The following is a 14,798-nucleotide window of genomic DNA, read 5'->3' on the forward strand; positions in this document are numbered from 1 at the left end:
CCTCACCCGCTCTAGAAACGGTATTCCCAGCTTGTTCTAAGTGCTGTATTCGTGTTTGAGTCGTTGCCCATCTCACCTTTTGAGACCAGCCCTGTTACTTTCCAAAGACCATTGAAGAGTGCTTGTTGGTAGCCAAGTTCAAGTTGCAATTGGCTTACGCTGGTAATGGTTTCGTTATCAAGGCGTTCACTATCAATCCATCGTAGCTTTGCATGTCCACCATAGCCATCTAAAGTATGGTAATAGGCTCCAAGGATAGCCGATTTACTTTGTTGTGGTATTGAGCTTCCTACAAGTCGCTGGCGTTGAGTATAGCTTCCTGAGCCGTAGACACACTCGCTATGTAGTTCACATGTTTGTTCTGTATTTGAGTACTCTAAATACGTTTTTAATAAACTATCCGATGTACCAAAATAACTTTCAACGCCTAACGTGTAGAACGGATCGCTGGGTGCTAAACCACTTTTGTTTTGACCCATTACCTCTGCGTAGAATGCCACAGGGTGCGATAACGCACTTGTTGAGTACTTAATATCAAAACTTGTTAAACGGTGAGTCGATTCGTTATTTTCTAATGCAATGACATCACGCTCTGTTGATGTTAAATAGTCAGAGCCGGCAGTATTAAAGGCAACTTCTAGTCCCATAAGTGGTGTACTGGCAAATCTGAGGGCCCAATAATCACCTTGTTCACTGTTGTTTAGATACGGTTTTTGCTTGGCATATATCCCCGTTAACTGCCAATTCCCCACAAACGATAACCAATGTGGGCCAACATACTGGCTATTAGCTCGACTAAAACGCAGTCCTTTCATGGGCGCGGCATTATTAGAGAGTAACAGCGCATTTTCGTTACTAGGCCCCCACCAGTGACTGACTTGTTCAGCACTAATAGACCAGTTACCGACAAGCACAGCTAAATAGCTGTCTTGGTAATTAACATGCTGTGTATCGAGTGCCTCATCGGCGTAATTAACACTGACTTTTGCACTGACACGCTGACCTGTGATTGAGCCGTAACTATTTATACCGCTTTTTTGCTGGTGGCGTTTACCAAAGCTTTGGTGTGTTTCAGGCTCGCTATTGTAATTTAAGCGCACACTCGAGCTGGTTTTTTGCTTCGCATTATCTAACGCATGTTTTACATGCTGATAAGCAAACAAGCTTTGCGCGTTAAGTTGGCTGGTATTTACAGACGCTAAGTCTCGTGCAATTCCTTGCCACATAAGCGGGTAGCTATTAATTGGTTGCTTAATAACGCCTTGATTAAATAGCATTTCGATTGATGCGCGTAGCAGTGGGTCATCGCTTTCTATCCATGGCCCAGCAATACTTGGCGCAGAGATCATTAGTAATGCACTTAAGCTAATGAGCTTCTTTAATTTCATCCGTGTATTTTTTCCTGTAATGCTTTACCAACTATTGGGTCAACAAATTCACTTACATCGCCATGATGACGTGCTACTTCTTTCACTAAGGTTGAAGAGATAAAAGAATTTTTTTCGGCAGGCGTTAAAAACACGCTCTCTAAATCAGGGTTTAGGCGGCGGTTCATGTTTGCTAATTGAAATTCATAGTCAAAGTCTGACACCGCACGAATACCGCGAATAAGAACTTCTGCTTTATGCTCGCGCGCTAAATCAGCCAGTAAACCAGAAAACCCGATAACACTGACATTATCAAGGTGCGCTAATATTTTATTAGCCAGTTCAACACGCTCATCAAGTGTAAAGCAAGGTTGCTTACTTGGGTTGTGCGCAATTGCAACAATAACGTGATCGAACATTTTTGCAGCGCGATGAATTAGGTCTGTGTGGCCATTTGTTAGCGGGTCGAATGTGCCCGGATATATTGCAGTAACGTTCATAACTATCAGCTATCTATAAATTTGCTTGTTATATTAACAGTGTTTGAGTCTGTATGCAGCTTAGAAAATACGCGTATCTTACTAGTTTTTGTCCCTAAAAAGGAACGGTAAACCGATTGAGGTTAGATTTTTTCAAGGTAGTATTTTATTGCCGCGCATTTGTTTATACTGCTTGGCTTTCAGTACTTAATAATCATAAAAAACAGAGTAATCAGCATATGAGCACTAAGGATAAAATTATACACACCAGCATTGAGTTATTTAACCTCCATGGTGAGCGTGCCATAACAACCAATCATATAGCTGCACATATGGGTATTAGTCCGGGTAATTTGTATTATCACTTTAAAAATAAAGAAGATATCATCCGTCATATATTTGCTTTATATAGTGAGCACTTGCACACTCACTTCAAGCCGTTAACCCCCGATGATGATGCACTCGAAAACTTAGCAGGGTATTTAGACTCCTTGTTTGAATTGATGTGGCGATACCAGTTTTTTTATGACAACTTGGGTGACATTTTGTCGCGAGACGAAGCCCTTAAAAAAGATTACATCGAATTTCAGGCGGCATTACTTGAACAAGTCAAAGAGGTTTTATTAGCGTTGAGAGCGGGTGATATTATCACCATTGAAGATGATGATGTAACAGAGCTTGCTCATATGTTAAAAATGACAGTGAGTTTCTGGACACCTTATATCAAAGCGCGTCGCTTAAGTGGTGAATTGGCAAGACAAGATATTTACCACGGTATTTTAAAGGTGTTATTACTATTAAAAGCCCACTGTACTGAGCATAGCCTAGCGCAAGTTAACCAATTACGCGCGAAGTACTTAGCTTTAGCTAACGCTGAACCAACGGCACAATAATCCGTCTGAAGCAGTTTATTTCCTAGACGCTATAATTTTTGTTATAATCGCGCGCCCTTGAGGTTGGTATGTCTCAAGGCGTGTGAATTCCACAGTCTAAGAGTGAACTATGCTTAAATTTATCGTCAAATTACACCCAGAAATCGCTATCAAGAGTAAATCTGTACGTAAGCGTTTTACCAAGTTATTAGAAAATAACATTAAGATCGTTTTACGTCGTGTTGACGAAAAAGTGCAAGTAAGAAACAACTGGGATAATATTTCAGTTGTAAGTCTCTTGGAGTCAGAACAAGTCCGTCTCGATATCATCGATGGCTTAAAGCGTATACCTGGGATCGTACAGTTTATAGAAGTAACAGAGACTGATTTCGAATCGCTTGATGACATCTACCAAAAAGCCAAAGAATTAATCGGCCACACCATTGAAGGCAAAACATTTTGTGTTCGTTGTAAGCGCTCTGGTAAGCACGACTTTACATCAAGTGATGTTGAACGCTATGTAGGGGGTGGGTTAAATCAACATGTAGAGGGCGCGCGCGTTAAGTTATCTCACCCAGAGGTAACAGTACGTTTAGAAGTGCGTGACGAAAAAGCCTACATTGTTACAGAGACTCATTTTGGTATGGCTGGTTTCCCATTACCAACGCAAGAAGATGTGCTATCACTGATGTCAGGTGGTTTTGACTCAGGTGTTGCTAGTTATCAAATGATCAGAAAAGGGGCTCGTACTCACTTTTTGTTCTTTAACTTAGGCGGTGCAGCGCATGAAATTGGCGTGAAGCAAGCAAGTTACTACATTTGGAAACAGTTTAGCTCAACCCATAAAGTGAAATTTGTCACTGTTGATTTTGAACCCGTCGTAGCGGAAATACTCGAAAACATTGAAAACAGCCAAATGGGCGTTGTACTTAAACGTATGATGATGCGTGCTGGCAGCCAAGTGGCTGAAAAACTAGGTGTACAAGCACTTGTTACCGGTGAGAGTATTGGCCAAGTTTCGAGTCAGACGCTGGCAAATTTAAGTGTGATTGACCGTGTCACCGAAACGCTGATCATTCGCCCACTTATTCAACACGACAAGCAAGATATTATTAATATTGCACGTAAAATTGGCACAGCAGAAATGGCAGAGAGTATGCCTGAATACTGTGGTGTAATATCTAAAAAACCAACAGTTAAAGCAAAAATTAAAACCATCTTAGCTGAAGAAGCTAAATTTGATTTTGATGTACTTAATACGGTGGTTGAAAATGCACGTGTTATGGATGTCCGCGACATTGATACCGAAGCAAAACAAGAAGTGAAAGAAGCAGAGTCAGTCTCTGATCTTCCAAAAGACGCAGTGGTTGTTGATATTCGTTCACCAGAAGAAGAAGACGCTAACCCGCTAGAGCTTGAAGGTATCGAAGTAATTCATTTACCATTTTTCCGCTTAGCGACTAAGTTTGGTGATTTACCAAAAGATAAAGAATACTACTTATATTGTGCTAAAGGGGTAATGAGCCAGCTACAAGCGCTTATTTTACACGAAGAAGGCTTTAGCAACGTAAAAGTGTATCGCCCATAAGTAAACGGGTATAGAAAAGCGCGAATTTCGCGCTTTTTTAATGCCTAACGAAAGACGCTGACTTTTCAATTTGCTGTTAATTGGCACACCTTCCAGCCGCCATAATAGAAGAGGGGTGTTGTTAAAGCCCTGCTGATTTGGCTTTTATCATACTAAGCATGGCTTGATTGTAGGGGGTTTTCACTCCAAGCTTAGCGCCTTGCTCACATACATACCCACAAATAGCGTCAATCTCAGACGCTCTATTATGGCTAATATCTTGTTGCATCGACGAAAAGTTTGCGGCGGTTGCACTCATTACACTGTAGGCATTGTTTAGCGCGTCACTTAATGAGAGTGAAATACCTTGTTTGTTAGCAACTAAGCACGCCTCACTGAGTAAATTAATAATTCGTGAGCTAAAGTGCGGCGTACGAAGTTGACCGTTTTTTACATTATGAATAGCGCTTAACGGATTAATAGCGATATTCACCAACAGTTTTTGCCAACGAAGGGTATGAATATCATCGGTAACACTAAAATTAGGTAAGCTGCTAAAGTGCTGCTCGATCTGCTTTAGCACTTTGCGCGCAGCATCATTACACGTACCTAAAAGACTGGCACCGTCACCAGTATGATTCACGCTGTATTGAGTTGCTTTGAACCCCGCCTGCTGAGTGGTTAAAAATGATAGACCTTGATGGGCCGAAAGCGCGGCGTTAAGTTCATCCACATTGCCCATGCCATTATGAGACAAGATAACTTGGCAGTGCTCAGCTAGATAAGGTTGAAGTTGCTTAAATGCAGCTTCAACCTGAAAGGCTTTCACCGTAAATAACACCCACTCGAATGGGGCAAACTGGTTAAGTTCTTTATGATTAATTAGGCGTGCGTTAATAGGTTGTGATTTACCATTTGAAGATTGATAAAAACGGGTGGTCAAAGTGGGCTTGCGCGTTAATAAGGTAACAGTATGTTGAGCTGATAAAAAATGACTGAATAACAAGCCAATAGCACCATCACCTACAATTAAAATATTAGCCATTGCGCTGTTTATTACCTAAATGAAAACCAAGTTTAATAATAAAGTAGCTCGAAGCACCTATAAAATCGGCAACAAAATCGGCAACTGAAGCTTGACGATAAGGCAGCATATCTTGCATAAACTCAATGGCAGCACCGTACCCTGCAAGCAATAATATTTGCACTATAAGGGGTAATTTAAACGCTTTATCCATCACCATAGCCAGTACGAAGAAAATGCCAAAATGCGCGACTTTATCAACATGTGGGAATAGGTTACTTACGCCTTTAATTTCTTTGGCGAAAAGAATAGTGAAGCCAATAATGCTGACTAAAAATATAATTTGGTATATGCGCCTAGTCACAATAAACCTTTAAACTGCCTAAAAAATGAATGGGCAGTATATCAAACAATTTTCGTATCGCACCTGAACGGTGTGCAGAAAAATGTAAAGATTTATAAAATTGACGTTATAATCCTAGGCATATTTATTTTAAAAATCTTGTTAGGAGAACCCCATGCCTTCATTTGATATTGTTTCTGAAGTAGAAATGAACGAAGCGCAGAATGCAGTGGATAATGCTAAGCGTGAATTAGAAACACGTTTTGACTTTCGTGGTGTTGATGCATCAATCGAATTAAACGACAAAGTCATTAAGCTAAAAGCTGAAGCACCACAGCAAGTTATGCAATTATTCGATATTCTTGCTGCGAAAATTTCAAAGCGCGGTTTAGACGTATCTAGTTTAGAGCTTAGAGATGAGTCGCGCAGCGGTAAATTCGTCATGCGTGATGTGGCACTTAAGCAAGGTATCGAAAAAGACGTTGCAAAGAAAATCGTCAAGTTGATTAAAGACTCAAAAATTAAAGTACAAGCCGCTATTCAAGGTGAAGAGTTACGTGTAACGGGTAAAAAGCGTGATGATTTACAAGAAGCAATGCAAGTTGTTCGTACTGCTGATTTAGGTCAACCATTCCAATTCAAAAACTTCCGCGATTAATTAATTTTATTGCGAAAGCACTGTCTGACTACGAACGCACAGCTCTACTAGAAGAGCGGTGAAGTTGTGACTAATCTAAAGCCAAACATAAACGTGTTTGGCTTTTTTATTTTACTTTCTATCTAAGTTCATTTAGAAGTTTAGACGTCCATTGACATTTATTCCTAAAATCATCACAATAGCAGCCTATTTTCAAGGTGCTTGCTGTATCTGCTTAGATACATGCTATTTCAAAGGCTGAAATAACAGCAAGATAATCGGGAAGCTGGTGCGTTTTCAAGGAGAAAACAATGCCAACACTGCCCCCGCAACGGTAATGCGTATGCTCAGTATATGCAGAGTCCGGAGACCGGCCTTGAATTAACTTACTATTTGCGTGTGCGGTGGGCACAGGCTAGGGGATATCATGCTATATAAATCTACGTTAGGCGTAGCGGTTGCTGCTGCGTTGTCTTTTTCTGTGTCTGCGGATGAGCAATCAATCGAGCACATCACAGTGACTGCCAATAAATTCGAACAATCTATTAATGAAGTCTTAGCGAGCGTTACAGTCATTGACCGTGCTGATATCGATGCAAGCTATGTTCGCGACTTACCTAGTTTACTGGCAACACAAGCCGGTTTCCAAATTAATGCTAATGGTGGTTTTGGGCAAAGTTCAGGTGTTTCACTTCGGGGTGCCAGCTCACGTCATACGCTTATTTTAATTGATGGTGTACGCACAGGTTCGGCAACGCTGGGCTATAAAAGTATTAGCAATATTCCGTTAAACAGTATTGAACGCGTTGAGGTCATTAAGGGTTCTCGTGCTGCTGTGTATGGCTCAGATGCGTTAGCGGGTGTGATCAATATTATTACTCGTAAAGCACAAAATACCACCTTGGATATCACCTTTGGTTCAGATTCTTACCAAGAGTACCAAGTGGCTACTGGTGGTCAGATTGCAGACGTCGATATTTCTGTTAATGCAGGTTACGAAAAAACAGACGGCTTTGATGTATTGCAAGGTGTAGCGCCTGATGAAGATGGCTATGAAAATAAAAACCTTGGTTTTAACCTAGGCTATCAAAATGAGCGGCTAGGGGAGCTTTTATTACAGGGTCAGTACTCAGAAGGTGAAGCGCAATACGATAGCTCTTTTAGTCCTGCTGATAGTACAGTAGAAAAAGGTGAGTTCGAAAACTACCAAGCTTCATTAGGTTGGAAAAAAGCATTCGAAAAACACGCCCATGCGATTGATATTGCAATCTCTAGCGACAGTTCAGATGACTCGCGTATCGACTACACCGGTGCAACGGTGGTTGATAAGTTTGAGACAGAACGTGAGCAAATCGATTACAACGGCCAATATTTTTTAAATCAAAGTTTAACAATTAGCGGTGGTTTAAACTGGTATAAAGATGAAGTAAATACTAATTCTGGCACTTATCTAAAAGACAGTCGTGAGGTATTCGCTGCGTTTGTTGGGGCTTACTACGATGATGAGCACGTGCTGGCAAATCTAACGGTACGACAAGATGATGACCAACAATTTGGTGACGAAACAACCTATACGGCAGCGGTCGGTTATCATCTAAATGATATCGCGACATTCCGCTTAAGCCAAAGCACCGGCTTTAAGTCACCAACCTTTAATGATCTGTATTATCCCGGCTCTGGTAACCCAGAACTCAATCCTGAAACATCAGATAACCAAGAGTTAGGTTTGTCACTTAATGTGAATGATATCAGCCTAGATATCGCTATTTTCCGCAGTGAAATAGATAACAAAATTGCCTGGGCACCAAATGCATCCGGCGCTTGGCAACCAACGAATATCAATCAAGCTCGCCACGAAGGGGTTGAATTTAGCTTTAAAAACCAAGTGCTAGGTTTTGATCACAGCTTCAATTTTACCTACCTATCAGCAGAGGATACTGAAACAGGTAATGCATTGACCTATGTATCTAAACACAGCGTGAATTGGTCATTACATAAAGCATGGGGCGACTTTGATGCTGGTATTGATATGCAATATCGCGGTGATCGAGATGGCAAACTGACACACTTACCTTCATACACGTTATGGAACCTTGTGGGCCATTACCAAGCAACCGATAACCTGACCGTGTCACTTCGCGTAGAAAATCTATTCGATAGAGAATATAACGCCGTTGATGCGTATGGGAAAGATCTCGATGGTGATTTCATCAACGACGAATTTTATTACTACAATACGCCAGAGCGTCGCTTATTTGTAGGTGCCCGTTATCAGTTCTAATAATAAAGGAAATTATTAGTTCTGCGTCTAAAAGCTCGCTACCTACTTAGCGGGCTTTTTTCATTTTAATTTATCGGCGTAATAACGAGCGAACTTTTCAAGTTTAGGGGCAATAAGAATACTGCAATAACCTTGGTTCGGGTTTTCGTTATAGTAATCTTGATGGTATTGCTCTGCTGGGTAAAAGTGTGTAAGCGGGCTCAGCTCGGTGACAATCGGCTCACGAATTTGTTTTTGTAAGGCTGCTATCATCGCCTCTGCTTCATCTTTTTGCTGTTCATCATGATAATAAATGACACTGCGGTACTGTGTGCCAACATCATTACCTTGGCGGTTTAATTGTGTCGCATCGTGCAGCGTAAAAAACATTTCAAGTAAGGTATTGTAGCTGATAATGCTGCTATCAAAGTCCAGTTGTACGACCTCGGCGTGTCCGGTTAACCCCGTACAAATCTGCTGATAACTGGGGTTTTCAATCTCGCCGCCAGCATAACCAGAGCTTACATTTAATACGCCTTTGACGCGTCTGAATGCGGCATCAATACACCAAAAGCAGCCACCACCCAATGTGGCTATTTGTATGTTGTTATTCATGTTTTACTCCCTCACTGTTTTGCTGACTATAGCTGAAAAAACAAAACGCCGTAAAGACGGCGTTTTATTGAAAGCTACAGAGCGTCTAAATTTCTTCTAACGGTTTGTCTTTCGCTTGCTGTTCCAGTTTACTTTGTAAGTACTCTGGTGACTGTGTATTACGCGCAAAGGCAGTATACGCAGCGGGCACAACAAACAAGGTGAGTAAGGTTGCCACAATTACCCCAGTGAATACCACAACACCAATTACCATACGGCTTTCTGCACCCGGACCACTTGCGAGTACTAGCGGTACAGAGCTCATTACGGTTGTTAATGAGGTCATAATAATGGGACGTAAACGCTGCGTAGCAGCTTGTGTAATGGCTTCGTTAAACTCAACGCCTTTATCTCGTAGCTGGTTTGCAAATTCAACAATCAAGATACCATTTTTAGCACTTAAACCTATTAGCATCACAATACCAATCTGGCTGTAAATATTTAGCGTTAAGTCTGTGTACCATAAACCAAATAAGGCCCCAACTAAACCGAGTGGCACAGTTAGCATGATCACCAGTGGGTGAATAAAACTTTCAAACTGGGCTGCAAGCACTAAGAACGTCACTGTCAGTGCAAGGATGAACACATAGGTCATCGCTGATGCACCTTCGTAAAACAGCTGAGACTCACCTTTGTAATCAATGGCGCCATCAATGTTGTTCTCTTCAGCGGCAACCTGATTTAAAAAGTTCAGTGCTTCTTCTAAGGTGTAGCCATCAGCTAAGTTGGCGCTAAGAGTAATCGCACGCATACGGTTGTAGCGATTTAAACGTGATGCAGTCGCTTCTTCTTTTAGCGTAATGAGGCTATCTAGCGGCACGAGTTCACCACTACGTGATTTTAGGTAGATGTTTGAGATATCCGTTGGGTTAGCAAAGTCTTCTTTGGTCCCTTTTAGGATCACATCGTACTCTTCACCACGGTCGATAAAGGTTGTCACTCGACGTTGACCTAGCATGGTTTCAAGAGTGCGGCCTACATCGGATACAGACACGCCTAAATCAGCGGCTTTGTTTTTATCGATATTGATTAAAAACTGTGGGAATGTCTCTTTATAGTCGTGGTCAATGCGCACAAGGCCTGGGTTTTTCTCAGCACGCTTAATAATGCGATCACGCCAATCGGCTAATTGGTCGTAATCGTTACCTTGTAATACGAACTCAATTGGGCGTGATGAGCCACCGCCACCAATACCACTGCGCATAATAGCAAAGGCACGAATGTCAGTCACTTCTTGCATTTTTCCACTAATTTCATCGATCACTTCCCATGTTGAGCGTTTTCGTTTATCCCAATCGGCCATACCAACGATTGCAACACCCCCTTGGCCGCCCCAGCCAGGTACACGAATGAGCACACGGCTCAACTCACCAGACTCTGAATATGGCATTAAACGCTCTTCGATTTTAGCCATATTAGCGGCGTTATTTTCGTAACTTGCCCCTTCAGGGCCGCTCATCATGATAAAGAAAGTACCGCGGTCTTCTTTTGGCGTCAGTTCCGAAGGAATTTGCTGAAATAGCATGAAGCTGGCAACGCCTGTCATGATCATGGTGAGCAACAAGCTCCATTTTCGACTCATGTTTGATGCTAGTGAATTACGATACGCCTGTTCAATTTTGGCAAATGTTTTATCCATCCATTGGCTAAATTTACTTTCTTTTTCAGAGGCTTTAAGTACCTTTGAGCACAACGCTGGTGACAAGGTTAGCGCGGTAATACTTGAGAAAAACACAGCCGCACTCACTGCCATGGCAAATTCTGTGAACAATGCGCCAATACGGCCATCCATAAAGACCAGTGGCACAAACACTGAAATAAGCACCAGCGTGGTGGCAATAATGGCAAAGCCTACTTCACGTGCCCCACGAAAGGCAGCAAGTAAAGGTGGCTCACCAAGCTCTATACGGCGGTGAATGTTTTCAAGCATTACAATGGCATCGTCGACCACTAAACCAATGGCTAACACTAAAGCGAGTAGGGTAAGCAAGTTGATTGAGTATCCCATGGCAAGCAAGAACATAAAGCTACCAACGAGTGCCACAGGAACAGTAACTGCGGGCACTAAAGTCGCGCGAATACTCCCCAAGAATAAGTAGATAACTAAGACAACCAAGGCCATTGAAATAGCGAGTGTGCGGTACACTTCGTTAATCGATTCTTTAATGAACACTGACGAGTCGTAGCTGTCTTGAATCGTGGTGCCTTCAGGTAGGTTACGTTTTATTTTCTCAAGTTCGGCGCGGGCATTGTCTACCACAGTAAGGGTATTCGCTTTTGCTTGTTTTACAATGCCTAAACCAATCATGTTACGGCCATTACCACGGAATAAACTTTCGTCGTCAGCAGCTTCTAAATGCACATCGGCCACTTCACCTAGGCGCACTAAGTAGCCGTCGTCGCCCCGTTTAATAACCAGGTTTCTAAAGTCGCGTTGATCCTTATAGCTGCGTGCTGTACGCACAGTAAAATCACGGTCAATTGATTCAATCTCACCAGCGGGAAGTTCAACGTTTTCTGTGCGTAAGGTATTCTCGATATCGCTGCTGGTAATCCCACGTGCCGCCATGGCTTTGCGGTTTAGCCAAATTTTCATGGCGTACTTACGCTCACCACCGACACGTACATTCGACACACCATCAACTACGGCTAAACGGTCGACAATAAAACGCTGTGCGTAGTCAGAAAGTTGCAACGAATCCATTGTCGAACTATTAAGGACAAACCAAGCGATTGGACTTTCATCGCTGTTCGATTTTGACACCTCAGGTGGGCGTACTTGTTCTGGTAGGCTATCAAGCGCACGTGCTACACGCTCACGCACATCGTTTGATGCGGCATCGATATCGCGACTGATATTAAACTCAATAGTGATGTTTGAGCGGCCATTACGGCTTGACGAATTAATGCTTTTAATCCCTTCAATACCCGAAATACGATTTTCGAGCACTTGGGTTATTTTGGTTTCAATAATTTCTGCACTGGCCCCAGTATACGATGTGCTTACACTCACAATCGGGGTTTCAATATCAGGGTATTCACGCAGTGGTAGCATCGAAAAAGCGACGAGACCAAAGGTAAGTAACAGTAAGTTTATTACGATCGCAAAGACCGGACGTTTAACGCTAGTATCTGTAATTTTCATGGTTTAGCCCTTGATACTAACTTTGCTGCCAGTGCGAATTTTGATAATGCCTTCAGTCACGACTTGTTGACCATCTGTTAGACCCTTATCGATGGCAACCCACCCGTTATGACGTCCCGCTACATGTACTTCAACTTTATTGGCAACCCCGTCTTCAATTTTGAATACATAGTGTTTATCTTGCTGAGGGATTACTGCTTTTTCAGGCACCATGAGTGCTTGGTTTGAACTCAGTTGTAATGCAGTGTTTAACAGCATGCCAGGGCGTAATAAACCGCTTGAATTGGTAAAACTGGCCGTCACTTCAACACTGCGAGTAACCGAGTCAATGCGTGAGCTGATGTGCGTGACTTTGCCGTTAAAGGTTTTTCCTGGGTAAGCATCATTTTGAGTCATGACTTTCATGCCTAGCTGCAGTTGCGCAAGGTATTTTTCAGGAACTTTAAAGTCCACTTTTATAATACTGATATCATCGAGAGTGGTAATATTGGTGGTGCTATTAACATAAGTACCTATCGAGATTTCACGCTTACCTAATAAGCCTGAAAAAGGCGCTTTAATGGTCATTTCTGCCAGTTTAGTTTTGGCGCTTTCAAGCTGAGCTTCGGTGGCATCTACACGAGACAATTGCTCTTCAAGTAACGATTTAGCGGTTGCTTGCGAACGTGATAGTTCGGTTAAGCGGTCTAGTTGGCGTTTTTCTTCACGTAAATTGATACTCAATTCTTTTACTGCTAATTCTTCTTGTTGTGCTTGTAACTGAACTAGTTTTTGACCTTTACTTACTAAATCGCCATCATTGAAAAATATATCAGTCACATAGTCGTTTTGTGCACTGCGAATGAAGATCGCTTGATTCGCGCGCGCGCTGCCTATCGCTTCGATTAAAACGGCATTTTCTTCAGCCGTGACGGTATGTGCGACAACCTGGGTTGAACGGTCTCCAAAGTTGCTTTGCTCGCCTTGGCTTGAAGGTAAATATAAATAAATACATAACCCTAGCAAAAGGGTAATAATAAAAGGAAAAAGCGCTTTACCAGATTGTGTCGAATACATCATCGTGTTACCAGAAAATTAGTTGAGTGTAGTGTACAAAATTAGTACGTGCCCCGTATGTCAGGTATCTCATATATTTGTGCATTTGGCGTAAAAGTTAAAAGTTCAGCGTATTTGTTCCTTAATTGTTATGAGAAGAGAGGTGTAAGTATGAGTAAACAAACCAAGTGTCCGTATTGTTTAACGCTTAGAAAGATTGTTTTGGTCACAATTGTAATGTTTATTTTTTACTTTTCAGTGTATGGATAACAAAAACGCGATTTTAAAGGTACGGGCACAGGCTTCGCGACATGGTATTGAGTTTTTATTGGTCGGAGGCATTGGGCTTGTATTCATTATGCTGTTTAACCTGCTACGTCCCGGTGAGATTAGTATAGTGGAAATTTTTTTAGTCAGTAGCTGCCTTGCTGCTATATTTGTCGGCTTTTTAAAAACACAAGAGCCTTATTATAGCTTTACCTATACTAATCAGTTGCTTATATATCATCATAAAGTTGGGCATTGGCAATTAAAACGAGAAAACTTTCACCACAGTGGTGTCCCAAAAGTGGAACAAGGCTTAGAATACCTTGAGTTAAACGCAGTTGGTATTAAACTCAATAACATAGATGAATTTTTAACTCAGATTCACCCCCGAATTGCAGGGCGATTATTAATAGAACAACGTCATATATTTATGCAAGTTGTTCAAAAACATTGCAAAAATGGCAATTGCCCATCAGAATGGTTAGTTGAAGAGACGGACTACACTGCCCCTAGTGGTCAGCTTTACAAAGGATTGATTGCCATGTTTGCTAATCGTACGCAGCATTTGAGGCAATTGACAGGGTACGATTTATTGTTGCCTGCCAATGCACTTGATACTGATATTTGGCAATTCAGTGCAGATTTGAATCGTTGGAAATTAAACCCTAGTGAATTTATCAATACTCGTTTACAGAAAGATGTAAGTAATTAGGTGGCAGTAAGTAGGAAAAGGCTATGAGTCAAGAACGTTCTTTTATTAAAAGTGGTCGAAACACAATTATTCATAAAGATAAAAAACTCGACTTAGTAATTGTGAATGGCGAAAACCACCCACGTATAAAAGTGACACAAAATGGTCTTGAACCGTTTAAAGAAGATCTGCCAAAAAACCGTCGTGAAGCAAAAGAGCGTTACCTCGAAATGGTTTACATCACCAGCCCTGATGTTTTTGCAGAAGAAAAACGTCTATTGTTCATTCAAGCCCTTGATGGCCGAGAATATAAGATAGATTACAGTAAAATTGGCACTAAATTGTTTGTGCGTATTCATCAAGAAAGTTACTTATAATTTAGAGTGTTCTTGGCACTTTACTTGCTAGTTATCTTCTTATTTGGCCGTTGGTTATAAAGCCAACGTTGCATTTTAAG

13 protein-coding genes and 1 riboswitch are annotated in these 14,798 nt (G+C 41.6%); of the genes, 6 read left to right on the forward strand and 7 right to left on the reverse strand.

Features of this window, described 5'->3' with window-relative positions; genetic code table 11:
- Window positions 1–11: 11 nt before the first annotated feature.
- Both BWD47_RS12815 and coaD read right to left on the reverse strand, forming a co-directional pair.
- Window positions 12–1,388, reverse strand: coding sequence for a capsule assembly Wzi family protein (locus BWD47_RS12815; protein ID WP_075594090.1), 1,377 nt, complete (start codon window positions 1,386–1,388; stop codon window positions 12–14).
- Complete coding sequence (gene coaD / locus BWD47_RS12820; protein WP_036970871.1) at window positions 1,385–1,867, reverse strand: pantetheine-phosphate adenylyltransferase; 483 nt, start codon at window positions 1,865–1,867, stop codon at window positions 1,385–1,387. The genes BWD47_RS12815 and coaD overlap by 4 nt, the downstream gene beginning before the upstream one ends.
- A gap of 218 nt (window positions 1,868–2,085) precedes the next feature.
- Between coaD and BWD47_RS12825 the strand changes: the two genes are divergently transcribed.
- The gene (locus BWD47_RS12825) at window positions 2,086–2,739 is read left to right on the forward strand and encodes a TetR/AcrR family transcriptional regulator (RefSeq protein WP_075594110.1); all 654 of its coding nucleotides are present in this window, start codon (window positions 2,086–2,088) and stop codon (window positions 2,737–2,739) included.
- Between the two features lie 109 nt (window positions 2,740–2,848).
- Complete coding sequence (gene thiI, locus BWD47_RS12830) at window positions 2,849–4,306, forward strand: tRNA uracil 4-sulfurtransferase ThiI (RefSeq protein ID WP_036970869.1); 1,458 nt, start codon at window positions 2,849–2,851, stop codon at window positions 4,304–4,306.
- A gap of 121 nt (window positions 4,307–4,427) precedes the next feature.
- On the opposite strand, the gene BWD47_RS12835 is transcribed toward thiI, so the two are convergent.
- Together BWD47_RS12835 and BWD47_RS12840 are read right to left on the reverse strand one after the other, a co-directional pair.
- On the reverse strand, window positions 4,428–5,330 hold the full coding sequence (locus tag BWD47_RS12835; RefSeq protein ID WP_075594091.1) for a ketopantoate reductase family protein: 903 nt from the start codon (window positions 5,328–5,330) through the stop codon (window positions 4,428–4,430).
- Window positions 5,323–5,673, reverse strand: a complete 351-nt coding sequence (locus BWD47_RS12840; protein WP_036970865.1) for a VanZ family protein — start codon at window positions 5,671–5,673, stop codon at window positions 5,323–5,325. The genes BWD47_RS12835 and BWD47_RS12840 overlap by 8 nt, the downstream gene beginning before the upstream one ends.
- A gap of 154 nt (window positions 5,674–5,827) precedes the next feature.
- On the opposite strand from BWD47_RS12840, the gene BWD47_RS12845 reads away from it, so the two are divergent.
- On the forward strand, window positions 5,828–6,310 hold the full coding sequence (locus BWD47_RS12845; RefSeq protein ID WP_036970862.1) for a YajQ family cyclic di-GMP-binding protein: 483 nt from the start codon (window positions 5,828–5,830) through the stop codon (window positions 6,308–6,310).
- A 217-nt stretch (window positions 6,311–6,527) separates the two neighbouring features.
- Window positions 6,528–6,683, forward strand: a riboswitch (cobalamin riboswitch).
- Window positions 6,684–6,716: 33 nt separating this feature from the next.
- Window positions 6,717–8,570 (forward strand): TonB-dependent receptor domain-containing protein, encoded by a 1,854-nt coding sequence (locus BWD47_RS12850; RefSeq protein WP_075594092.1) that lies wholly within the window; start codon window positions 6,717–6,719, stop codon window positions 8,568–8,570.
- A 60-nt stretch (window positions 8,571–8,630) separates the two neighbouring features.
- Here the strand turns inward: BWD47_RS12850 and msrA are convergent, their stop codons facing one another.
- From msrA to BWD47_RS12865, 3 genes are all read right to left on the reverse strand, one after another.
- The gene (gene msrA, locus BWD47_RS12855; protein ID WP_036970858.1) at window positions 8,631–9,164 is read right to left on the reverse strand and encodes a peptide-methionine (S)-S-oxide reductase MsrA; all 534 of its coding nucleotides are present in this window, start codon (window positions 9,162–9,164) and stop codon (window positions 8,631–8,633) included.
- An 85-nt stretch (window positions 9,165–9,249) separates the two neighbouring features.
- Window positions 9,250–12,348, reverse strand: a complete 3,099-nt coding sequence (locus BWD47_RS12860) for an efflux RND transporter permease subunit (protein WP_075594093.1) — start codon at window positions 12,346–12,348, stop codon at window positions 9,250–9,252.
- A 3-nt stretch (window positions 12,349–12,351) separates the two neighbouring features.
- Entirely contained in the window at window positions 12,352–13,404 is a 1,053-nt protein-coding gene (locus BWD47_RS12865) for an efflux RND transporter periplasmic adaptor subunit (RefSeq protein ID WP_036971758.1), read from the reverse strand.
- 241 nt (window positions 13,405–13,645) lie between these two features.
- Between BWD47_RS12865 and BWD47_RS12870 the strand changes: the two genes are divergently transcribed.
- Window positions 13,646–14,362 (forward strand): DUF2982 domain-containing protein, encoded by a 717-nt coding sequence (locus BWD47_RS12870; protein WP_036970855.1) that lies wholly within the window; start codon window positions 13,646–13,648, stop codon window positions 14,360–14,362.
- Between the two features lie 23 nt (window positions 14,363–14,385).
- Window positions 14,386–14,718 carry a hypothetical protein gene (locus tag BWD47_RS12875; RefSeq protein ID WP_074988863.1) on the forward strand — a complete coding sequence of 111 codons (333 nt, stop codon included), beginning with the start codon at window positions 14,386–14,388 and terminating at the stop codon, window positions 14,716–14,718.
- Window positions 14,719–14,798: the final 80 nt, after the last annotated feature.

The sequence above is a fragment of the Pseudoalteromonas sp. PAB 2.2 genome, assembly GCF_001938575.1.
Lineage (GTDB): Bacteria > Pseudomonadota > Gammaproteobacteria > Enterobacterales > Alteromonadaceae > Pseudoalteromonas > Pseudoalteromonas lipolytica.